The 21174-nt window shown below is 35.3% G+C and carries 21 protein-coding genes and 1 other annotated feature; of the genes, 7 read left to right on the top strand and 14 right to left on the bottom strand.

Annotated features, from left to right (window positions below; genetic code table 11):
* Window positions 1-147: 147 nt before the first annotated feature.
* Window positions 148-567 (top strand): hypothetical protein, encoded by a 420-nt coding sequence (locus tag JNUCC52_RS07620; protein ID WP_173478181.1) that lies wholly within the window; start codon window positions 148-150, stop codon window positions 565-567.
* A gap of 93 nt (window positions 568-660) precedes the next feature.
* Here the strand turns inward: JNUCC52_RS07620 and JNUCC52_RS07625 are convergent, their stop codons facing one another.
* From JNUCC52_RS07625 to JNUCC52_RS07660, 8 genes are all read right to left on the bottom strand, one after another.
* Window positions 661-942, bottom strand: coding sequence for a hypothetical protein (locus JNUCC52_RS07625; RefSeq protein WP_337981851.1), 282 nt, complete (start codon window positions 940-942; stop codon window positions 661-663).
* 94 nt (window positions 943-1036) lie between these two features.
* Window positions 1037-1450, bottom strand: a complete 414-nt coding sequence (locus JNUCC52_RS07630) for a GNAT family N-acetyltransferase (RefSeq protein ID WP_337981852.1) — start codon at window positions 1448-1450, stop codon at window positions 1037-1039.
* A 33-nt stretch (window positions 1451-1483) separates the two neighbouring features.
* Window positions 1484-2701 (bottom strand): MFS transporter, encoded by a 1218-nt coding sequence (locus tag JNUCC52_RS07635; RefSeq protein WP_173478178.1) that lies wholly within the window; start codon window positions 2699-2701, stop codon window positions 1484-1486.
* A 64-nt stretch (window positions 2702-2765) separates the two neighbouring features.
* Window positions 2766-3030: a binding site (T-box leader), on the bottom strand.
* Between the two features lie 63 nt (window positions 3031-3093).
* Window positions 3094-3516: a stage III sporulation protein AH gene (locus JNUCC52_RS07640; protein WP_337982201.1), complete on the bottom strand. Its 423-nt coding sequence runs from the start codon at window positions 3514-3516 to the stop codon at window positions 3094-3096.
* Window positions 3517-3746: 230 nt separating this feature from the next.
* On the bottom strand, window positions 3747-4640 hold the full coding sequence (locus tag JNUCC52_RS07645) for an SDR family oxidoreductase (protein ID WP_337981853.1): 894 nt from the start codon (window positions 4638-4640) through the stop codon (window positions 3747-3749).
* A 301-nt stretch (window positions 4641-4941) separates the two neighbouring features.
* Window positions 4942-5883, bottom strand: a complete 942-nt coding sequence (trhO, locus tag JNUCC52_RS07650) for an oxygen-dependent tRNA uridine(34) hydroxylase TrhO (RefSeq protein WP_173478176.1) — start codon at window positions 5881-5883, stop codon at window positions 4942-4944.
* 201 nt (window positions 5884-6084) lie between these two features.
* The gene (locus tag JNUCC52_RS07655) at window positions 6085-6582 is read right to left on the bottom strand and encodes a P-loop nucleotide/nucleoside kinase family protein (RefSeq protein WP_173478175.1); all 498 of its coding nucleotides are present in this window, start codon (window positions 6580-6582) and stop codon (window positions 6085-6087) included.
* Window positions 6583-6806: 224 nt separating this feature from the next.
* Complete coding sequence (locus JNUCC52_RS07660; RefSeq protein WP_173478174.1) at window positions 6807-7712, bottom strand: NAD(P)/FAD-dependent oxidoreductase; 906 nt, start codon at window positions 7710-7712, stop codon at window positions 6807-6809.
* A gap of 378 nt (window positions 7713-8090) precedes the next feature.
* Here JNUCC52_RS07660 and JNUCC52_RS07665 point away from each other — a divergent pair, with 378 nt between their 5' ends.
* The gene (locus JNUCC52_RS07665) at window positions 8091-8345 is read left to right on the top strand and encodes a GlsB/YeaQ/YmgE family stress response membrane protein (RefSeq protein WP_173478173.1); all 255 of its coding nucleotides are present in this window, start codon (window positions 8091-8093) and stop codon (window positions 8343-8345) included.
* A gap of 190 nt (window positions 8346-8535) precedes the next feature.
* Here the strand turns inward: JNUCC52_RS07665 and JNUCC52_RS07670 are convergent, their stop codons facing one another.
* Together JNUCC52_RS07670 and JNUCC52_RS07675 are read right to left on the bottom strand one after the other, a co-directional pair.
* On the bottom strand, window positions 8536-9153 hold the full coding sequence (locus JNUCC52_RS07670) for a hypothetical protein (RefSeq protein ID WP_173478172.1): 618 nt from the start codon (window positions 9151-9153) through the stop codon (window positions 8536-8538).
* A gap of 157 nt (window positions 9154-9310) precedes the next feature.
* On the bottom strand, window positions 9311-9517 hold the full coding sequence (locus JNUCC52_RS07675) for a DUF6241 domain-containing protein (RefSeq protein ID WP_337981854.1): 207 nt from the start codon (window positions 9515-9517) through the stop codon (window positions 9311-9313).
* 125 nt (window positions 9518-9642) lie between these two features.
* On the opposite strand from JNUCC52_RS07675, the gene JNUCC52_RS07680 reads away from it, so the two are divergent.
* The 4 genes from JNUCC52_RS07680 to JNUCC52_RS07695 all read left to right on the top strand — a co-directional run bounded on the left by JNUCC52_RS07680 (window position 9643) and on the right by JNUCC52_RS07695 (window position 12907).
* Window positions 9643-10071 (top strand): HEAT repeat domain-containing protein, encoded by a 429-nt coding sequence (locus JNUCC52_RS07680; protein ID WP_173478170.1) that lies wholly within the window; start codon window positions 9643-9645, stop codon window positions 10069-10071.
* Window positions 10072-10419: 348 nt separating this feature from the next.
* Entirely contained in the window at window positions 10420-11049 is a 630-nt protein-coding gene (locus JNUCC52_RS07685; RefSeq protein WP_173478169.1) for a LysE family translocator, read from the top strand.
* 73 nt (window positions 11050-11122) lie between these two features.
* Window positions 11123-12355: an MFS transporter gene (locus JNUCC52_RS07690; protein WP_337981855.1), complete on the top strand. Its 1233-nt coding sequence runs from the start codon at window positions 11123-11125 to the stop codon at window positions 12353-12355.
* A gap of 231 nt (window positions 12356-12586) precedes the next feature.
* Complete coding sequence (locus tag JNUCC52_RS07695) at window positions 12587-12907, top strand: YflT domain-containing protein (protein ID WP_173478167.1); 321 nt, start codon at window positions 12587-12589, stop codon at window positions 12905-12907.
* 367 nt (window positions 12908-13274) lie between these two features.
* Here the strand turns inward: JNUCC52_RS07695 and JNUCC52_RS07700 are convergent, their stop codons facing one another.
* Window positions 13275-13850, bottom strand: a complete 576-nt coding sequence (locus tag JNUCC52_RS07700; protein WP_173478166.1) for a dihydrofolate reductase family protein — start codon at window positions 13848-13850, stop codon at window positions 13275-13277.
* Between the two features lie 353 nt (window positions 13851-14203).
* On the opposite strand from JNUCC52_RS07700, the gene JNUCC52_RS07705 reads away from it, so the two are divergent.
* Window positions 14204-15298 carry an NADH-dependent flavin oxidoreductase gene (locus JNUCC52_RS07705; RefSeq protein WP_337981856.1) on the top strand — a complete coding sequence of 365 codons (1095 nt, stop codon included), beginning with the start codon at window positions 14204-14206 and terminating at the stop codon, window positions 15296-15298.
* Window positions 15299-15912: 614 nt separating this feature from the next.
* On the opposite strand, the gene JNUCC52_RS07710 is transcribed toward JNUCC52_RS07705, so the two are convergent.
* The 3 genes from JNUCC52_RS07710 to JNUCC52_RS07720 form a co-directional block, all read right to left on the bottom strand.
* Complete coding sequence (locus JNUCC52_RS07710; protein ID WP_173478164.1) at window positions 15913-16242, bottom strand: four-helix bundle copper-binding protein; 330 nt, start codon at window positions 16240-16242, stop codon at window positions 15913-15915.
* Window positions 16243-16990: 748 nt separating this feature from the next.
* Window positions 16991-17863, bottom strand: coding sequence for a hypothetical protein (locus tag JNUCC52_RS07715; RefSeq protein ID WP_337981857.1), 873 nt, complete (start codon window positions 17861-17863; stop codon window positions 16991-16993).
* 665 nt (window positions 17864-18528) lie between these two features.
* A complete protein-coding gene (locus tag JNUCC52_RS07720; RefSeq protein ID WP_337981858.1) occupies window positions 18529-20703 on the bottom strand; it encodes a glycoside hydrolase domain-containing protein in 2175 nt (724 codons plus the stop codon).
* Window positions 20704-21174 lie beyond the last annotated feature (471 nt).

Raw genomic sequence — 21174 nt, forward strand, 5'->3', positions numbered from 1 at the left:
AATTTTTTTCAGAAAAAAACTATATATCTATCTATAAAGATGCAAATTGATCTGTTTTGGTTCCCACATAATTGTAATTAATAATAGCAGCTTTTCTTCGTGGTTTTTGAAAAGTTGTGCTATATTCAAAGTGTCAGGAGTGAGTGAATGAAAAAGTTTTTAACAATTACCGCGATAATGCTTGTTTTACTCGGAGCAGCTGGCTATGCTGTGTGGCATTTTGGGACAAATATCGCTTCCGAAAAAATAATCGAAAAAGTGGAATCTAATTTAGATGATGCAAATTTAGAAGAAGTAAAATCGTATATCGAGAATGATTCGATGGTTCAAGAAATTGTAAGTGAAGCAGCAACTACAAATCCAGAAACTCTCCCCTTCCAAACTAAGGAAGAGGCGACACGTGTGTTAATAAAAAAAGTAGGCATTAATCGTATACTTGAAATTCAGGAACAAGTGCAAAACGGATCTATTAGTAAGGATGAAGTATTATCTGAAATTGAAGGAAAACTATCTGAAGAAGAAATTTCTGCTTTAAAATATGTATTATATAAGGAATTGAATAAATAAACTTAGCCATTAATAATATAGACTCGATTCCCCTTTAGTGGAATCGAGTCCTTTTTTCCTTACATATTGACATCAAAGGCTACTACACAATGTTTAAATGCGTTGTTTTTCATACTCAAAGGGTTCTTCACACGAATAGATTTCATTGAAAAACCCCTTATACGGGATATCATCTTCCAAGCATTTTATGAGATATGACAGCCCCTCATCACACTCCCGCTCTTCGCCATTATTCTGCATTATTTCAAATCTATCTAGAATATTCTCCATAAGAGTTGCTTTTATAAATAAGGGTAATTGATCTACCATCGTATTACTAATATGAGTTTCGGAACGATATCCTTCAAGGACGATTTTAAAATAATCATCCATCATCAATATATTCTATATATTACCATATATACCTTTTTATTAAAATAGTTGTTTGACAAGTATCCATACTCCCATGAATAATGTAGCTTAGTAAATCTTAAAGCGTTTTTGTGTAATAATATCGCTTCCCCGTTAGCGGATAATGATTGAGGACAAATTCTTCTTGATAGCCTAGCTTGATATAAAAATCGGGTGCTTGAAAACTAAACGTATTTAGGAAAGCATATTTGCATCCTCTGTTCATAGCAATCTTCTCAGCTTTCATCATCAATTCGGTACCAATATGCTGTCCACGAAGTTCTTCACTTACCCATAAATACTCAACTTCCAACCAATTTCCATGTGTATCCCCAATCAAACCCGCAACCCTTTTCCCCTCTTCATCTTCTACAAATAGACCAATATCTCTTATTAGCTTTTCTTCAATACTTTCAAGATTGTATTTTAATAGTTCTTGAAAAATATATTCTTTTTCCTGTTTAGTCACATTATCTGATTCAATGTATTTCATTTTTCCGCCTCCTATTTGTGTGTCACTAATTGTTTAAAGTAGAAACTCTTTTTTAAAATACTTCTGCCTTTTTGCACCTGTTACAGCTTTCAATGCCAATAAACCTAATAATAAAAAGGCAAATGACCCCATTAATCCAACAGGACGGATGGCAGTCCATTCAGCAGCTAACCCTATTACAATTGTTAAAGCTACAATGCAACCCGCTTCAATGACACTAAAGATGCTGCCAAATCTCCCCATCATCTTCACAGGAACATGATTTTGGTAAAACGTCAAAAATCCTGTATTTGCAAATGTAACTGCAAACCCTATTATAAATACCCCTGTTGCTGCACTCATAAAGCCACTCGAACTATAAAGGACGACATAACCTATTGAGGTAAAAATAGTCCCCATACCAATTAATAAATTCACTGCAAGTTGTTTTGAAAATACTGAGTTAATAATTGATCCTATTATAATACCCGCTCCAAAGATACTTAATAAAAAGCCATAATTGGTGTCTGATATGGAAAGGATGCCTTTAGCAAACGCTGCCTCAAGGGAATCAATCGCAGTCATAAATATCGTAGTCCCACTAAATATTAAATATATTTTTGTGATATAGGTATCGTTCTTACTAAAATGATATACCATGCGAAAATCTTTTTTTATCAAGTCCCATGTAAATCTTTGCGCCTCTGTCTCGTTGAGTCTTGTATCAACATTCGGTAGCATCATAATTATGAATGCTGAAAAAAATAAAGCCACTGCATTAATATGAATGGCCGTATAAGGAGTCCCCATCCAAAACAAGATTCCAGCGATGACAGGGCCAATTAGTGAACCACATGAGTTAATAAAACTACGTAGCGCATTAAAACGTTGCCGATCGTTTTCTGGTATAAGTTTTGTCATATACACCATAGAAGTAGGCTGAAAAATAGCACTGCCCATATTAATGATAAAAGCTAGTACATAAACATAAATAAATGAAGGTAAAAACGGAATTAACGCAATACAAATTGCTCGAAAAATATCTAAACACATCATAAGTCGTCTTGTATTTATCCGATCAATTAAACTACCTGCCCAAGCATTCGAACATATTGTTGCAATGGGACCTAATATATATAAAATAGCAATTGCAAGTGGAGAACCTGTTTCATTCAATATAATTAAATTTAGTGCGATTAGGTACACCCATGCACCGACATTTGAAATGCCTATTCCCCCTAAAAGGATTAAAGGATATTTCCATCTGGACATCTTCACCACTCCATTTTTATTTTTAGTCAAACAAAATAAAAAAACTCACCCCCAAGATTTTCATCTTGGGGGCGAGTCATATCGCGGTGCCACCCCAGTTCATTTCTACATCGCTGTAGAAGTCTTATCGAGTACGGCATTGTGAAATAAAACACCTGCGATACTCTATCTCGTTAACGTGAGAATACGTTGCATCATCATTGCTTTAACAAACAAATCCAATGCACAGCTCCGAGGCTTGTTTCAACATATTTCCTATCCCTCCTTTTCAGCTTCCAGAGGTCTCTGTAGATAGTACGTATATTTACTCTTCTTTTCATAGCTTTTTATATGTAATTTTGTAAATCTTATACTATTTCAAATTAAAATTCAATACATACACGGCTTTTTGTTCATGCATCATTAAAACTATTCCATAGATTTTCATCAACGATAAAAAAACCTTCATGCGAACATGCTGCTAGTAAACATTGATCATCTTGATAAAACATCAAATCCTCTGGTAATTTTGGAGTAATCCAACCAAAAAGTGAGTTGCTTCGCTCCTTTAAAAATTGTGTCGTAACGTTATTTAAATGAAAATAAAAAACAAATGCTGTACTTTCACCAAGTATTGTTGTCTCCCACTGTCGTTGAATTTTCCTGTCGATAATTTGGTCTTTTATTTCTGCCATTATTTCATCGACAAAGGCTAGCCTCAGTTTTTCATCATCCATTAATTGTCTGTTCTCTACAAACGCAAAACGGTTACATCTCGTTGCAAGAAACTCAATAAGATGTTGGTATCGTTTCCCTTCAACTTTTTCTCTAATCATAATCAATAGTAAAACCTCCTCACTTCAATATCCAAATTATAGCATTGATACTATATCGTACGAATAGGATGTAAATAAAAAACAAGTTGCAGTAAAATTTGAATTATAAAAAGAACACAGCTTGGTTATGAAACATACCAAGCTGTGTTCTTTTTTAACTTTTACGGATCATAACAGTAGAGGTTACGTGAGACACAAATCACCAACTGTAGAGAGCGTAGTGATTAACATTACAAGTCTATCGGCTTGCCACCTGTCACCCCATAAATCTGACCGGTAATATAACTTCCTTCATCAGAAGCTAGAAGAACATATACCGGCGCAAGCTCCACTGGTTGTCCTGCACGACCGAGTGGCGTATTTTGCCCAAATTCAGGAATTTGTCCTTGCAATTGTCCATTATCTAATTGCAATGGCGTCCATATTGGTCCTGGCGCGACACCATTGACGCGCACACCCTTAGAAGCAAAGTATGTGGATAGCGATACCATAAAGTTGCTTATCGCACCTTTTGTAGCGGCATAATCCATTAAAGATGGGGACGGATCGAAAGATTGAACTGAGGTGGTGGTAATAATCGCACTTCCAGGTTCCAAATGTTCTTCAGCAGCTTTTACGGTCTCAAACATGCTGATGATGTTTACTTTGAAAGTGTCTTGCACTTGTTTGATTGTTAAATCACTTAGGGAAGGCTGTGCGATTTGTTGCGCAGCATTCAATACAAGCGTGTCCAATCCGCCAAAAGCTTCCACTGTTTTTGTAACAATCTCTGTCGCTGAGCCATCTTCTCGCAAGTCATATGGTAGCAGTAAGGCTTTTCTACCTGCTTTTTCAATGTATTCTTTGACTTCGTTAGCATCTTCCTCTTCGCCAGGGAAGAATTGGATGGCTACATTAGCTCCTTCACGTGCATAGGCAATGGCGGCGGCACGACCAATACCAGAATCGCCTCCAGTAATTAAGGCATTACGCCCTTCTAACCGATTGTATCCTTTATATGATTCTTCTCCACAGTCAGGTTTGGGTCTCATTTCATTTTGTAGCGCTGGAGTGTTCTGTTCTTGATCCGGGAATTTTCTCGTTTGAAATTTCTTACGTGGGTCTGTTAGATGTGGGTTTCCCATCAATTATCATCTCCTATTTTGTATAATTTTTAAATTGTCATAAAAAAATCGAAAACACTTTGTGAGCTTACACTCACCAAATCCTGTTACATTGTTTGAATACCCTGTGACTATTTACTTTAAACAGCTTCAGTTCTATTCCTCCCTATGCTTTAGCTATTTACTTATTCTTGCAAAAGAAAAAACACCTCATGTAAGCGAGCAGACTAGTCCATTTTGTAATGGATAGTTTGAACACTTACAGAAGGTGTTTTAAGTACCTCTATAATGATGTTTATAATGGTTAGACAAATGTTTGTGCTTATGCTTGTAACGCCTTAATTGCTTGAGCTACTTGCTCTTCTGTTAAATTGTGACGCACGATGTAGCGATTACGCTCATGCTTCGTACATTCGATTGTACAGCCACCTAAATGCTTTGCTTCATTTTCTTCAGATGCGATGATTTGCTTGTTACATTCAGGGTTTGCACAGTTAATGTAACGTTCACAAGGTTCACCGTCATAATGATCACGACCGATAATTACATGCTCTACTTGATTGATTGGCACTGTTAAACGCTCATCAAAGACGTACATTTGACCGTCCCATAATTGACCTTTCGCAACAGGGTCTTTTCCGTATGTTGCAACACCGCCATGTAATTGACCGACATTACCAAAGCCTTCACGTTTCATCCATCCTGAAAACTTCTCACAACGAATTCCACCCGTGCAATATGTTAAAACATTTTTCCCTTCGAAAAGCTCACGATTTTCACGTACCCATTCTGGTGTGTCACGGAAGTTTTCTACATCTGGTCGAATCGCGCCACGAAAATGGCCGACATCGTATTCATACGTGTTACGTACATCTAATACTACTGTATTTTCATCTTGCATTTCAGCAAGGAATTGTTCTGGTGACAGGTAGCGACCTGTTAATTCATGTGGGTTAACGTCTTCCTCTAAGCCTAAGTTTACTAACTCAGGACGTGGGCGTACGTGCATTTTTTTGAATGCATGGCCATCTGCCGCATCTATTTTGAAGACTATGCCCTCAAATAAAGCATCAGCTTGCATATTTGCCATGTATTGTTCTGTTTGCTCAATCGTACCTGAAACAGTACCGTTAATGCCCTCATTTGCTACTAAAATACGACCTTTTAAACCGATTTCATTACACATTGCTAAATGCGTTGTAGAAAATTCAGCTGGATCTTCAATCTTCGTGTAATGGTAATACAATAAAACTTGATAATTCATACTTTTCACCTATCATTTCATATATTTGCAGGATATACCTGATAGTCTCTTTTACGACCTATTAACCATAAATGATAATCACTTAATATGCTATCGGTAATTAGGCTGAAATGTGTATAATTACATTTTTTAATAATTCAGAAAGTCTGGGAGCGATTAAAATGCAATACATGCTTACGATACTCGATTTTAAAGTCGATGTTATTCTTTTTCACTAACCTCTAAAATTTTTAAACCCTCGGATGCTTCTGGCGCTTCAAAAAATTTTGTCACTTGTATAAACGTCGCTTCCGTATCAAAAACTGCTCTTTCAGGCTGTTCGTTACGTCTTTGTGCAATTTGACGTAAGCATTGCTCGTTATTTAAATTAAGAAAAATTAGTTGATGATTTGCATTGACCTCTGACGCGATATCCAAAAACCACTTTCGCTGTTTTTGCGTGTTACCTGGAAAATCCATCACTACATCCGTACCAACACTTAATATATTTTGGACATGCTTTTTCAATATCGGCTTGAGCTGTGCTGAAAATTTTAGATAGTCCTCAAATGAATTGATCTGATTGGGATAAAGAGATGACAGCCATTCGTCCTCAGATAACAGTACCGCATGTTTTTCTATAGCCAATTGTTTTGATTTAGTTGATTTCCCTGCCCCCATTTTTCCACAGAAAAAGTATAGATTTCCTAATTTTTTCATATTTTTATTCCTCCGAGCTTTTTTTATTTGTTGTTGCCCTACCTTGTAAAACTATAATTTACAAATGAGCCGATAGTTCAAAAACTTCATTCCTTTTTAAGCAACAGAAAAAAACGAATTCTAAAATCAAAATCCGTTCTTCATAAATTCTTATATTAACTCTAACATAATGTTTATATGTGACAACACATTGGTACAGAAGTGTTTAAGCTGTTAAGACGTTATCAAAAGCGTTCCATCGTTAAATCAGTATTTACTGAAACCCCAGCTTTATTTCCTTTAGCAGCTGAAATCATTAAAGAGGATGGTTTAGATCTTTCGGTTTCCCCTGCAATATATACGTTTTTTTGAGTTGTCCTACCAACACCATCAGTTATAACTTTTCCATCTTCATGAATATCACAGCCAAGCCTCTCAGCAAAATGATTTGGACGATAATAAGATGGGGCAACAAATCCACCTGTTCTTCTAATTGTTGCTCCTGTTTCAAACTCTATTTTTTGTAAGTAACCGTCATTTCCTATTAAGTCTTTTATCTTTTCCGATATCATTTTGATATTGTGTTTTTGCAACTCCATTGTACCTTCTTTAGATAATTGAGCTCCATTCGTTAAGACAACCAAATCTTGCGACCAATTATAAACTAACTTAGTCAAATGCAGTACATGCTCTTCTTTTTCCGCAATAACTACTAATGGCTTATCTTTCTGCTCCCAGCCATCACAATACGGACAACTGAATAGACTTTTCCCATAAAACCTTCTTATACTTGGAATAGTAAATATTTCTTGAATACCTGTGGCGAGTATTATTTTTTCAGAAACAAATTCCTCACTATTAGATGTTTTGACTATAAATCGCTCATTACCAAAATCCTTAATAATTTCATTCACTGTTGCAGTAAAATATGATACGGTCGGATAATTCTCCAACTCTTTTAACGCTGTTTCTTTAAACGCTTGTGGTTTTATCCCATCACGGGTAATAAATCCATGTGACGCTTGTGTCACACTATTCCTATTCGTGCTATTGTCAAATAATGCAATATTTCTTCTAGCCCTTCCTAAAGTTAAGCTAGCACTTAACCCAGAAGGACCCCCACCTATAATGATACAATCGAGGATATTCATTTTTTACCTCCGTATTGAATTGGTTTTATTGTGAATTGTTCTTTCATAATAGAACTACATTATTTCCCACATTATAGATTTCCATTCTTTACACCACTATTATAGGTTTTCTTGTTTTTATAACGAAGAAGTTTTGTTTATTCCACTATTCTGACCCGTTAGCTGAATGCACCAATTGTTGAACACAAGTGCTACTTAATGAATAAAACCAATCTTGAATTTTAAAATTAGCCATAAATGCTACCTTGAGATCTAAGAATGTCCACCATACTTCCACTAATTTTTATCTTTTTTTCTCTTTTAAGTTTGAAGAGGTTTAATAAAGGTTATTAAACACTATAGCGAAATATTTAAAATACAAAATAGGAGATGGACAGTATGAGTTTCATTTGGTTTTTAATAATTGGCGGGATTATCGGTTGGCTTGCAGGTATAATTTTAGGACGAGATATCCCTGGTGGAATTATTGGTAATATTATCGCAGGTATTATCGGTGCATGGATTGGCGGTATGCTTCTTGGTAGTTGGGGTCCTAAAATTTCTGATTTCTATATCTTCCCAGCACTCATTGGAGCAATTATACTAGTTTTCATTGTGAGCGTAATTTTGAAATCAATGCGTAAAGCATCGTAAGCTAAAAAGATTTTTTAGTTGCTATACGGTGAAGAGTGATTGTATTTATAATAAAAAAGGCGATCTTCCACAAACAAATCTGTGGAGGACCGCTTTTTTTATATTTATTTACTTAACAATCCTCGGCTCTCTGATTTAAGAAGAATAGCACAGTCTCTTCAATAATCAAGCACAATTAATGAAAATTGAATTAATTTTTTGGCGGAATATATTCTCCTGTTGTTACATTAAATCCTACTGCTGTCATTTCTGTTTGATCGCGATTCCAACCGATTACTAACATTAAGGAAATATTTGTCTCTGTATCTTTTCTCAGCATGAAATTGTAACCTTTTGCCCAATCCTTACCTGGATAAATATTGCCCATTTTTAATGCTTTTTTTAGTAATTCAGGTGAATCATATTTGATATCATTAACACCTATAAACTCCTTTTTAGGATAAGGGGAAGTACCTTCTGTTGTTAAATCATTTAGTCCATCTATTTCTCCATTATGGATAGTTACTAAAAAATATTTATTCGTGTCTGGCACTCCAAACGATATATTCCAATTTTTCCTTTTACCGTTTGCACCAATCCCCTTACCAGGTTTATCTAAATCTATATTGATCGCATCTAATAATTGCGCATTTTCATTCCATTTTATTGCTGAAGGATATGCTAATTCAATAGCTTGTTTTATTGATAATTCTTGGTGTTCACTGACTACTAACGTTTTTCCAGTTGATTGTGATGTACGAGCTGATACTTTCTCAATAGTACCTATTAAAGTTAATAATATTAAGACAGAAATAACTATTTTTTTCATTTTCTTAACCTCCTTTTTAGAGGTATTCTTTCCAAAGCTTTTTCAATTATCCTGCCTCTTTAATTTAAGTGTAATCCATCACTTTCTCGCGTTTTAATTGTGAAAACTTAAAATTCATTAAGTTTGTCTACTGTTTAAAAGTGCTCATTATTGACCACTATTCTCTGGTTTTAATGGTTTTGTAAAATGAAAATTTGATGTGCGATTTTTCTTCTTCGGGCGTTAATAAACGAATCACCTTTCCAACCTCTCCATTTTGCATTTCCCAAATAGAATTATGGTCATCAACAGCATTTGAAAAATCGCCTACCGACCATCTCTCCAGTATTTTTACATATGCATCCCCATTGTCGTAATTTTTCATATTGAGCTTTGCTATTTTTATATGCTTACCCTCGATTCTTCGCTTTTTTCAGTAAGACAACGTATAATAAAAGAAGCAGAAGAAGAATTCATTTTTCCTCTAGTTAAAAAAAGAGGTGCAATTACTTGAAACAGTTTGAAGCAACATTACCTGAGCATTATGAAACATTAAAAAAACAGGCCAATTATACATCTAGCTGGCGAGAGCGTTTAGAAGCAGTCGAAATATTATCGGCTTATCATCATGACAAAATCATAGATTTATTAAAAAATCGTATGCAGCATGATACTGTCCACAAAGTGCAATTAGCAGCCTATGAAGCACTTGTTGCGCTTGGCGAGGACGTAGAGAAACCATCACCTGCACGTTTTGATATTATCAAAGGAACAGACAAAATTTTCCTTCGAGTTAAAAAGAGCTTGCCGAAGGACCATACAGTGGCAGACTTTGCGGATAAACTAAAACGTATGCGTTTAGATGTCTTTGATGCGTATGAAGGCGACAAAGGTGTTCAATTTATGAGTTGGTTAGAAGAACGTTGGGCAAAACTGTAATCAATAGTATTACGATTTATAAAGGAAAGTCATTCTCTCCGCTTGTGGAGGGAATGACTTTTTCTTATTTTTCGCTGCGGCTAATCTTAATAAACTTACCTTTTCCGTTAGTTCAATAAATAGATAGATTTGAGTCTTTCAAGCTTTTTCAGCTAATTTGTATAAGATGTTTCATCAAATCACTTCGTTACTCTCTTCATATACATCTGAAAAAATTATATTAAAAATATACCTCTAAAACAGAGATTACCAATCCAATAATGCTATTAGAATTGCACTTTGAAATTGTCCTAAAAGTCATTGCCTTCGAATAAAATGCAAATACATCTGATAATTGGAGGCTATTTTATGGATTCTATAGTTACCTATATCTTTTTAGGTATATCAATGGCTGCAACGATTGGACCTGTTAAGTCTATCCTAATAAATACAGGTTTAAAAAATGGCTTTTTTCATGCATGGTTTTTTAGTCTAGGTGCCATAACGACCGATATTATCTATATGTTTATCGTATATTATGGAATTGGACAATTTATCAATTCCATCTGGCTAAAAACAATTCTTTGGTCTTTCGGCTGTTTTGTTCTTTTGTATACAGGAATCGAAAGTTTACTGTCGTTACATAAAATTGAAATAGATTCGAAAACGGGTAAAAGAACAAGACTGAGACACTCGATTATGTCTGGTTTTTTCATGTCTTTTTTGAATCCGTTAACCATCCTTTTTTGGCTGGGAATTTACGGCTCCATACTTGCAAAAACGTCTGATATTTCAACAGGGTATGAAATCATTTTAGTCAGTACTTCTATTTTAATTGGCATTATTTTTATAGATTTTATTTATTCTTTTTTATCCAGTGTCGCTCGAAAATTACTATCCATAAAGCTTTTGAAAACAGTCTCTTTTATCTCAGCCTTATTAATGATTGGTTTTGGAATCTACTTTGGCAAGCAAGCTTACCAAGCATTATTCCAATAAAGTCAACAACAGCGCATAAAATGAACACGAAAGGAAACCATACCTTAAAAAGAATATTAGACGAGGTGTGGTAATGGACAAAGAGAAGGTTAATGTTAGTGTCTGGTGTATTGTAAGTTTGACTTCCATTCCACTTATCATGACATTGGGAAATTCGATGCTTATTCCCGTGCTCCCAAAACTGGAAGATAAGGTCGGGATTACTTCATTTCAGTCCAGCATGATCATTACAAGCTATTCAGTCGCAGCGATTTTTCTTATCCCAGTAGCGGGCTATTTATCGGACCGCTTCGGCAGAAAAATAGTAATATTACCGAGCTTAATTTTAGCTTTAATCGGTGGTCTAATTGCTGGATTTGCTTCATGGAAAATGGATGACCCTTATACAATGATTATTGTGGGCAGAATTATTCAAGGAATAGGTGCTGCTGGTGCCATGCCAATTGTATTGCCTCTTGTAGGTGATCTTTATCAGGATGATGACGAAAAAATAAGCTCTACATTAGGGATAATTGAAACGTCTAACACGTTTGGGAAAGTGTTAAGCCCCATTCTAGGTTCAATATTTGCAGCTTTTTTATGGTTCCTTCCCTTCTTCTCCATTTCAGCGCTTAGTCTGATTTCGATTGTACTTATTTTTTTCTTCGTTAAAGCTCCGAAAGATGATGATGAACCATTGAAGTTCAAAGAGTTTTTACAAAATACTAAAAAAGTTTTCAAGGAGGAAGGAAAATGGTTGTATACCGTATTCCTTAACGGGATCCTTGTGATGCTCATATTATTTAGTATGCTATTTTTCTTGTCCGAAAACCTCGAAAAAGTTCATGATATAAAAGGTATTAAAAAAGGGTTTGTCTTGGCCATCCCGCTATTATTACTTTGTATAGCTTCATTTATATCCGGGCGGAAAATTAAAGGAAACCTTGGAAGAATTAAAAAAATAATCATTACCTCCTTAATCGCAATGTCTGTCGGTATTATCTTTGTTGGGTTTACAAGCAAAAAGCTGATTCTTTTATTAGTGATCACAAGTATAGTGGGGATTGCTATCGGTGCCCTATTACCTGCACTTGACACAATTATTACTGACAATATTAGAAAAGAATTAAGGGGAACAGTATCCTCTTTTTACAGTTCGGCACGATTTATAGGCGTTGCAGCTGGCCCTCCCATTATGTCACTAGTCATGAAAAACTATCTCAATGCAAGCTATATTACGGCAAGTGTATTGGGATTTATTCTCCTGTTCGTTGTCTTGAAGTATATCAAAGTAGAAGATATTGAAAAAACCAATAAAATGGCATAAAAATAAGGACCTGACAGCTATTGCAGCCAAAGTTCTTTTTTTGAATTCCAGAAAAGTGGCCGATTGTAGATGATTGTTTTTCAACTATCCTTCTGTAATTATGAACGATAAAAAATGCAGGTATACAGCTTAAGTGATTGCCTTTTATCACATAAGGTGACTTTTTCCATGTTTTATTTATTCAATTTTGTGGAATAGATTAAATGTGAACATAAATAGGAGGGATATATTATGACAGTCAAATTAACAGTAGAAAACGTCGTACAAGCGAAACAAGAAGTGGAGAAATTAGAAGCGCAAGGATATCTTCGAGATAACATTTACATCTTTGCACACTATGAAGATCGTGAAGATGATATTAACGAAGCACTGGGGACAGAAGAAGCTGGTATTAGCGAGCAAGGGTTCCTGACTTCTATGAAGAACTTGGTGAATTCCCGTGGAGATGAACTCCGCAATAAATTAGCTTCTGTTGGATTAAGTAAATCGGAAGCTGCTCACTACGAAGAGGAACTGGATACAGGTAAATTAGTCCTAGTTGCCAATAAGTAAAAACAAACCCAGGAATCCAATCCTGGGTTTGTTTTTCATTTTACAAGTCCTCCTCGTATTGCTAGAATTCTGTCTTCCAGACGGCCTTTCAAGAAATTGGAATAAAAACCCATCCTTCTTTATTGGAATATGGCCCTTTAATGAAAACGAGCGTTGATTCTTGCTACAGAATCGGATCCTTATATGGAAGACTTGATTTCAAGATAATACAATTACAATTTCAAAGTTTGTCTATCACCCGACAAACTGAATTAGACTAACTCGTAAAAAAAGCAGTGACGGACTAGGAACTCGAAAGACCTAGACTGCCGCTGCTTTTATTGTGCTAACGTAATCTTGTTAGCGTAATCTATTTTAGGTGACAAGGTCATCTAACCGTCTGGTAAACGAGACCTATGGCTCCAGAATCAAATGTCTTGTTTTCGATAAGTTTAAGATTGACCTTCTCCTTGAGACCTTGGAATAACGGCAACCCGCTGCCGACAAGGACGGGAGAAACCGTAATTTTATACTCATCAATTAAATCAAACTGCATAAGGTAGTGTGCGAATCTAGGACTTCCTAGGATGACCATATCCTTGCCTGGCTGCTGTTTGAGGTTCTTGATCTCTTCCTCGACATTTTCTTTCACCAGACTAGAATTGTTCCATTCGACTTTCTCCAGCGTCGTGGAAAAAACGATTTTGGCTGTCTTTTCGATCCACTCGGCATGATTCCGTTCGTACTGCGAAGCTGATGGGTTCGAAGGCACAGATGGCCAGTAACTGTGCATCATCTGATAAGTCCCACGTCCCCAAATGACAGTGTCGGCAGTACTCAGAATTTCTTTCGCATGTTTCTCCAAATCAGAATCGTAGGAAACCCAACCAATGTCCATTTCACCGTTTGGCCCTTCTACAAAACCGTCAAGTGATGTGTGCAGAAATAGAACAAGTTTTCTCATTTTCAGTTCTCCTTTGTTCATGAGGGATGTCACATTATACTTTGCAGTTTTCATTAATGTCATGTGCAAAGTCAAGTATAGCACACATAACAATCAATAATTTCTTCTAGATTGCAAAATCTCTTTATTAAACAATTTGGTCCTATAATAAAAAAACACCCATTTCTACATGAGTGTCTTAATTGAATGAAAGTTCTTTACTTCATGTGACCATCTAAATAGTGATTTAACACAACGACCCCTATGTTCTACTGCTTTTTATTATGATTCAGGAAATAAAATATAGTAGTCAAGCGCAATCTTTGACTTTTAAATCCTATAAATTTACTCTTGTTTTAGAAGGAGTGAATAACATGACAACTTATTTAACACCATTTACTTTTAAAAACGGCGTCACAATTCGTAATCGTTACATGATGGCGCCCATGACAACTTACTCAGCAAATGCTGATGATACAGTATCAGATGCGGAGATTACATATTACCGTGAGCGCTCATATGGCGTCGGTATGGTGATTACAGCATGTGCGTACGTGATTCCTAATGGGAAAGGCTTCCCAGGTCAAATATCTGCGCATAGCAATGAATATATTCCTAGCTTAAAACGTATTGCTGATGCGATTCACGATGGTGGAGCAAAAGCAATTTTACAAATTTATCATGGTGGACGCCAAGCAGTACGTGACCTTGTGCCAAATGGCGATGTCGTAAGCGCAAGTGAAACCGTTGCAGCAGATGGCGGTGTGGCTCGTGCATTAACGGTAGAAGAAATTGAGGAAATAGTCTTTGCATTTGGTGAAACGACACGTCGTGCAATTGAAGCAGGATTTGACGGTGTGGAAATTCACGGTGCCAATACGTATTTATTGCAACAATTCTTCTCAGGTTTTACAAATAAACGTACAGACAGTTACGGTGGCTCTGTTGAAAAACGTATGACATTTTTATTAAAAATAATCGATAGTATAAACCGTGCAAAAGTGCAATATGCTGATGACCAATTTATCGTTGGTTATCGTTTTAGCCCAGAAGAGCCTGAAGATGACGGTATCACTCTAGATGAAACGGTTCAACTTGTAGATCGTTTAGCAGATGAAAAGCTCGATTACTTACACATTTCATTAGGTGATTTCCGTGCAGAAGCGCGTCGTTATAGCGGTGAAAAAGAAAACCGTATTAAAATTATAAAACGCGTGATTGACGGTCGTGTCCCGTTGATAGGCGTTGGTTCTATTTATTCACCAGAAGATGCGAAAGAAGCGATGAAAACGGGTGCTGATTTACTTGCACTTGGTCGCGAGCTATTAATTGAACCACATTGGGTAGAAAAAGTAGCAGCTGGTGAACCAGTTATTACTGAAATGGATATGAGCCGTGATAATAACATTCCAGAACCGCTAATGAACATGATGAAACGTAATGTCGGTTGGGTGCCAGGCGTAAAATAATTGTAAAAAAAGGAACATCTAAGGCGAACTGACCTAAATACTGATGCTAGCGATTGTCCAAATCCATTGTGGGCGTTCTTTTTAATTAAGCGTCTTATGCCATTTTCATTAATTATTTTTATGTCACTATCTGTAAATTTGGTGATGTTCCATTTATTTTTTAGAGCTATTCACAGGCTTCTGCAAACTCCCTTTTCTTAATGAAAGTTGTATTAATGGTGAAGCATTTACTGATTTATCGCAGGTTATTACATGCAAAAAACAGTAGCTTAATATTGGTATAGATAGGAGTAAGAAAAGTTTGATCATTGAAACAGGTAGAACTAGTATTATTTATTGATACTGTCCTATCTGTTTTTTATTTTAGGGGCCTTCCCCTATTTCAGGAAAGCGCCAGATTGTGGATTATCATTTTACATTCAAAGGTGCTGTGCGGTAATTGAAGTATAGAAAAGATAAAAATGCCGATTGCTTTAAATCTTGAGAACGATGCCGAAACTGTCCACATATGCTTAATATGCAAAAAAACAAAAAGACGCCCAACAATTGGACGTCCCCGCTCGTGAAAAAATACTTAATGCTTGGATAAAGTATCTTTCAAGTAAGAAAAAAAATTAAGCAGCTAGCTTTCTGCAAGCCTCTGCACATTTGAAGCAAGCTTCCGCACACTGCTGGCAATGTTCATGATCATGTTTCTTACACTCATTGCCACACGCCTCGCATACTGTCGCACATACTGATGCAAGCTCTGAAGCAAATAGTGTATTTCGTGCTAACGCCTGCTCTAAAAAGTTACAGATATCTGCACATTCTCGGTCTAATCTGATGCATTCAGCCATCATCTTTACATCGTCTTCCTTTAGACAAGCATCAAAGCAGTGATTGCAGGCAGCCATACATTGGTGTAAAGCCTGGATTAATTCTTGGTGTTGTTCATGTGACATATTCTATTCCTCCTAAATTTTAAATGGTACTCTCTATACGTATACCCCTACAGCGTATCTCTAAACTTAAAATTAAATAACGGATGAAGAAGAGGACCTTTTGGGGATATTTCTTTGCTTACGTTGTAAATCCGTATGACGCCTTATTCTATAATCTGGTCCTTTAATGAAAACGAGTGCTAATCCTTGTTACAGAATGTACTGCACCCCAAAAGTTAGAGTAAAAAACGAACTTTTGGGTGATTTTTTTTGACTAAATGTATTGAAGAGTTGAAATTGATGATGGTTCAAGAAGATTTAAGTGGCTCTCTAGGATATAGAGCGATAGCGAAGAAGTATGGGAAAGGTGATTCTCCATTAAGGCGATGGGTAATGCTTTTAAAGAGTTTGGGCATAGTGGCTTATCCGTTAAGAAAACGAAGCAGTTTTATTTTGTTAAATTTAAATTAGATGTATTAAACTATATGAAACGAACAGGTGCAAGCACATGTCTTCTTTAACTAACTTATCATTAGTTGAAGAAGATTCATTTTATTCCCTTAAATCCCCAATAGTTTTTTGGGGAAAATAATAATTTAACCCATATAATTAAATGTATGATGAGACTTTGTGATAATTCAATATCATGCGCCTTTTCTGTCTCGAACTTTTCTCGATTTAAGTAAATATGAGGAAGGGTTTATTACTAATAGGAGTAGTACCACGTGTAGTTTGGGTCAATTCGAATTAAGTAATTAAATTTAAAGTTCTATTTTATATTTTTTTTAGCTGCATAATCTCCGTAAAAGTAAGAGTAATCTAAATCATCATATTTAGGAGTAGCAATTATGGTATAGTTACCATTTTCATCGACTTCAAACAAAGCTACATTATTATATTCCCATCCCACAAAATGATCTGGATTTGAATCATCTACTAACATATCTATGTTGTATATTCCTTTTGTTAATACCCCACTTTTTTGAAAGTCCTCAATTAGATCTTTGGCCTTTGGAATAGGAAGTTTATTTTTATTCATATCAAATTCAAATAGAAAATTCACCACACCTACATACCTGCTATTATAATTTTCACGTCGGGGGTCACCTGGTATTAATGTAGGTAAAAGTCCAGTAGTATCAATCTTTTGAGTCTTTGTAAAATCATCTAGTAGTTCTTGAGAATTATTTATATTTAACTCCATGTTATCATAAGGAAATATACGAACAGGCTTATGCCCTTCTACTACAACTTTATTAGGATATTTCACTAGCCCATATTTTTTAATGATCTGTTTCATTACTTGGACTACTTCTGGGTGCTGCTCAATATATGCACCCTTGAATTGTTCAAGATAGATATCGTCACTATCATCTTTTAAGACTTTCAAAGTATCTCTTTCAATCATTAAGAACGGATAAGTACGATATGGCTTTTTCATTTCTACATAAGTTTGATGGTCAATCCCTTCAAACGAATTATTAGTTGTCTGAATAACAGAAAATTCACCTTGTATTCCATAGTTTGTTTTTAAATATTCTTGTATTGGTTGATTCAGATCATCTTTAGAGAAACATCCACTAAGAATTAGGATTAATGTACTTGCTAAGAAGATTTGAATCAGTCTTTTAATACTCTTCATTTTCCAAACTCCATTTCTTGATTTTTAATAATATTATAACATTTTCCATTCAACTAAACTGCCACGCTGGCATAAGTACACTTTTTCACAATCTTAACGAAACAATAATAAGGTCACTCAATAATCTGGTCCGATTGTTGAATAACAGGACTGGCGTTTTTTTAAACTACTTTATTATCTCTGTATATCTAATTGTTCTCGATTTAACCTATAAGACAAATAAGTTAATATTTATCAATTTCCAATAACGATAATTATGTGAACACGAAAGTCCTCCAGTTAAACAATCTGGAGGACTTTTAATAGTCTTTTAAATATAGTGAATTCCAATAATAGGAGGTTATCTTATTTTTTTGCTCTTATTCTTGATTGAGATAACACTCTTTTTGCCATATCCTAGGATCTCGTCCTACACTTTTTATTCCACTGCTTACGTTCATATTATTGAAAATTCATATCTTCACCATCTTCACCAAATTATCAAAATTTCGCTCTTCTCAAAAACTTTATTATTGGACCAGTACCAGCATTCTTGTAACCAGGGACAACGAGTAAAGTTAAGTTCATAGTTTATTTGTAATTCATAAACTCGACTGTTAAACGTTTATAAAAAACCAGATATTTCCCTATCGGGGTAGAGTGAACTTATTAGAAACACTTCTATTTTAAATTACTTCTTTGAAGCGATCTAGACTATGATAATATAAAGGATCCATACTGCCTAGAATTGCACTGTAAGTATACACCGTTCCTAAGTCATCTCCAAAAAAACTTATAATATCTAGGTTAATACGATGATTAACTATAAAATCATCATATTTTTTTAGTTTATCATTAACAAGTTTTTGGATTATTTTTGCTTGATGTGAAATATCAACAAAATTGATATCAGGATTAAAACCTGGCGCATTAAATGTCATTGTGTTTGAATCAATCCAAGGTAAATTTTCATCAACCATTTCGCTTTGTACATATTGTGCCAAGTACCCACCAAGTGAATGACCTGTAATATACATATGACTCATCATTTCAGAATCAGTTTGTATTAATTCTCTAACATAATCAACAGCATCACCAATTTGTAATCCTCCAATGTTTCGCACTACTTGTAAGTAATCTACTAGAAAGTCCTCCCACTCCTGTGAACCTCTAAATGCAACTGTATACGCATATTTCCCTACGGAAATTTCTTTTCTATACACATGTACATCAAAAGAAGTAAATGAATCTGGATTTTTTTTGTATAATTTCCATCCTTCTGAAATTTCATATCCTATAGGTCGATCATAATACGCATTTCTCGCCATTTCAGCAAGCTGAAGTATAAAGGATAACTTCTTAATTTCTGTTTTAGTAACACCATTATCTCTACCTGATTTAATATTATTATCTATTTCGATAGCACCACTACCTGATCCCACTTTAATCGTTGAAATTTGATCAAAAGCCCAGTTTTTTGGTAGCGGATATCCTAAATTCCCACTAAATCCTGTAGACATCCCACTAACAAAACTTGTCTTTGCATAACCTTTCTCTGAAACTTGAATACATACGCTTCGAGGCCCATAAACACCTATTTTATAAAATCCACCAAGTTGAATCATTTTCTTATTTATAGCTTTGAAATGAGGAAGAATATTATCCGTAATATCTGTCCCGTATGCATCAAAATCAACTGCAAAATAAATAGTAGTACCATCTTTGAATCCATATTTTATTGCTGCATCGTATGCAGCTATTGCATCCAATCCACCTTGTTCCGCACTAAAACTTGAAGCCTGTCCACCATAAGTTTGGAAAATTGGAAATACAGATAATCCCGCATCAAAAATATTTTTCAATTCACCTGGTTGTAGTTTTTTGTTTATACCACCTGAAACATTAGTAAGATAACGTCCTACAGTTTCATAACCAGCAGCTTTTAAAGCTTTGCCCCTCTCTAAAGTGACTTCCGTTATACAATCACAAGCCGTTCCTTTTCGACTTGGATCTCCCGTACTAACTAATGCTGATAACCAAGTTGACTTATTAGCAACGCCATCAACAGGAATTAGTATGAATTCTTGGAATTCCTTAACTTTATTTACTATAATAGAATTATATGTTGTTGAAAATGGACTAGAATCATATCCATTAAAATATAACGCATATTGGAATAATGTAACAAATCTACCTGAACTACCTTCTTTTAGAATTGGTAATCCATCCTTTGTCGCAGGACCAATCGAGCCAGTTTGAGAAGCTGCAGGAATTCCCATTTCTGTTTGCAAGCCATACACTAAAGCTTTATTTGTACCACGTTGATAATGACCATCTGTTGGTTGAACTCCAGCAGTTTGGTAATACTTATTATTTAAATCTTGTTGAATTTGTCTGATTTTTGCATCTCCACCTTGAGTGAGGCGATAAGCATCCATTGTTAAGAAAGCTTTAAAAACATAGTCATAAACTTTCCCATCTCTCACAGGTAATCCAGCATCGGTTTGTAAATTAATAATCCCTGCTTTTGTCCCCTCACCAAATGTTCCTGTAAATCCAGTTGGATTATATCCCTTGCAATACATTGCCCCCTGAAGTATCATTACGATATTTTTAGCTTGACCAGTATCTGGAACTTTTCCTAATTCAAGAATACCGAAACGATTATACTCACTAGCAGTTGTTGGGCCAAAGCTATTGGCAGTATTAGTAATTCCTAATTCAAGTTGCAACGCTCTGGTTAAACCGTACATCGTTGGCCAGCCTGGTTTTCCATTTTCCGGGACCCTTTCGTTAAAGCCTGGTAAGTGACTATACTCTTGATTAACCCATCTTTGAACTCTCAATACCATTTCATCCATTGTTATCTCTCCTTTTCCTTTTTTATGAGCAGATTTGAGATCCCTTCTCTTGTAATTTCTCTCGTCTCACCAAAATGAGCATTAAACTCACCTTAGTGAAAGAACCACTCACTACTATGAAATGTGTGGTTCTTTATTAATTTTGTGACTAAATAGGTAAAATATGTTTCGTAAAATTAGGAACGTACGTTTTTAAAATATGCTACTAAATTTTAATTTTTTTACATTTTGTTGTAATAATTATTAATAGATTGTGAGAAATTAAATAATTAAAAATGAAAAAAGCCTTTCCAGAATGGAAAGGCTCAGACTGTAGACAAACTCGAAATTTTTCGAGTTTGCCTACAGTCTTTTTTCATTTTAAAATAAAAATAGATGTCTACTGCCGTTGATTTCCGCTACGTTCGGGCGCTTTCCGCGGGCACACACGTATGCCGCAACCCTCGCTAAGGCGCGGTTTGTTGCGTCTTA

It is taken from the genome of Lysinibacillus sp. JNUCC-52 (assembly GCF_015999545.1).
Lineage (GTDB): Bacteria > Bacillota > Bacilli > Bacillales_A > Planococcaceae > Lysinibacillus.

Excerpts from the sequence above, each read along its gene's own strand:
- JNUCC52_RS07620 (WP_173478181.1), top strand. The coding sequence starts at position 148 with ATGAAAAAGTTTTTAACAATTACCGCGATAATGCTTGTTTTACTCGGA.
- JNUCC52_RS07625 (WP_337981851.1), bottom strand. The coding sequence starts at position 942 with ATGATGGATGATTATTTTAAAATCGTCCTTGAAGGATATCGTTCCGAA.
- JNUCC52_RS07630 (WP_337981852.1), bottom strand. The coding sequence starts at position 1,450 with ATGAAATACATTGAATCAGATAATGTGACTAAACAGGAAAAAGAATAT.
- JNUCC52_RS07635 (WP_173478178.1), bottom strand. The coding sequence starts at position 2,701 with ATGTCCAGATGGAAATATCCTTTAATCCTTTTAGGGGGAATAGGCATT.
- JNUCC52_RS07640 (WP_337982201.1), bottom strand. The coding sequence starts at position 3,516 with ATGATTAGAGAAAAAGTTGAAGGGAAACGATACCAACATCTTATTGAG.
- JNUCC52_RS07645 (WP_337981853.1), bottom strand. The coding sequence starts at position 4,640 with ATGGGAAACCCACATCTAACAGACCCACGTAAGAAATTTCAAACGAGA.
- trhO (WP_173478176.1), bottom strand. The coding sequence starts at position 5,883 with ATGAATTATCAAGTTTTATTGTATTACCATTACACGAAGATTGAAGAT.
- JNUCC52_RS07655 (WP_173478175.1), bottom strand. The coding sequence starts at position 6,582 with ATGAAAAAATTAGGAAATCTATACTTTTTCTGTGGAAAAATGGGGGCA.
- JNUCC52_RS07660 (WP_173478174.1), bottom strand. The coding sequence starts at position 7,712 with ATGAATATCCTCGATTGTATCATTATAGGTGGGGGTCCTTCTGGGTTA.
- JNUCC52_RS07665 (WP_173478173.1), top strand. The coding sequence starts at position 8,091 with ATGAGTTTCATTTGGTTTTTAATAATTGGCGGGATTATCGGTTGGCTT.
- JNUCC52_RS07670 (WP_173478172.1), bottom strand. The coding sequence starts at position 9,153 with ATGAAAAAAATAGTTATTTCTGTCTTAATATTATTAACTTTAATAGGT.
- JNUCC52_RS07675 (WP_337981854.1), bottom strand. The coding sequence starts at position 9,517 with ATGAAAAATTACGACAATGGGGATGCATATGTAAAAATACTGGAGAGA.
- JNUCC52_RS07685 (WP_173478169.1), top strand. The coding sequence starts at position 10,420 with ATGGATTCTATAGTTACCTATATCTTTTTAGGTATATCAATGGCTGCA.
- JNUCC52_RS07690 (WP_337981855.1), top strand. The coding sequence starts at position 11,123 with ATGGACAAAGAGAAGGTTAATGTTAGTGTCTGGTGTATTGTAAGTTTG.
- JNUCC52_RS07695 (WP_173478167.1), top strand. The coding sequence starts at position 12,587 with ATGACAGTCAAATTAACAGTAGAAAACGTCGTACAAGCGAAACAAGAA.
- JNUCC52_RS07700 (WP_173478166.1), bottom strand. The coding sequence starts at position 13,850 with ATGAGAAAACTTGTTCTATTTCTGCACACATCACTTGACGGTTTTGTA.
- JNUCC52_RS07705 (WP_337981856.1), top strand. The coding sequence starts at position 14,204 with ATGACAACTTATTTAACACCATTTACTTTTAAAAACGGCGTCACAATT.
- JNUCC52_RS07710 (WP_173478164.1), bottom strand. The coding sequence starts at position 16,242 with ATGTCACATGAACAACACCAAGAATTAATCCAGGCTTTACACCAATGT.
- JNUCC52_RS07715 (WP_337981857.1), bottom strand. The coding sequence starts at position 17,863 with ATGAAGAGTATTAAAAGACTGATTCAAATCTTCTTAGCAAGTACATTA.
- JNUCC52_RS07720 (WP_337981858.1), bottom strand. The coding sequence starts at position 20,703 with ATGGATGAAATGGTATTGAGAGTTCAAAGATGGGTTAATCAAGAGTAT.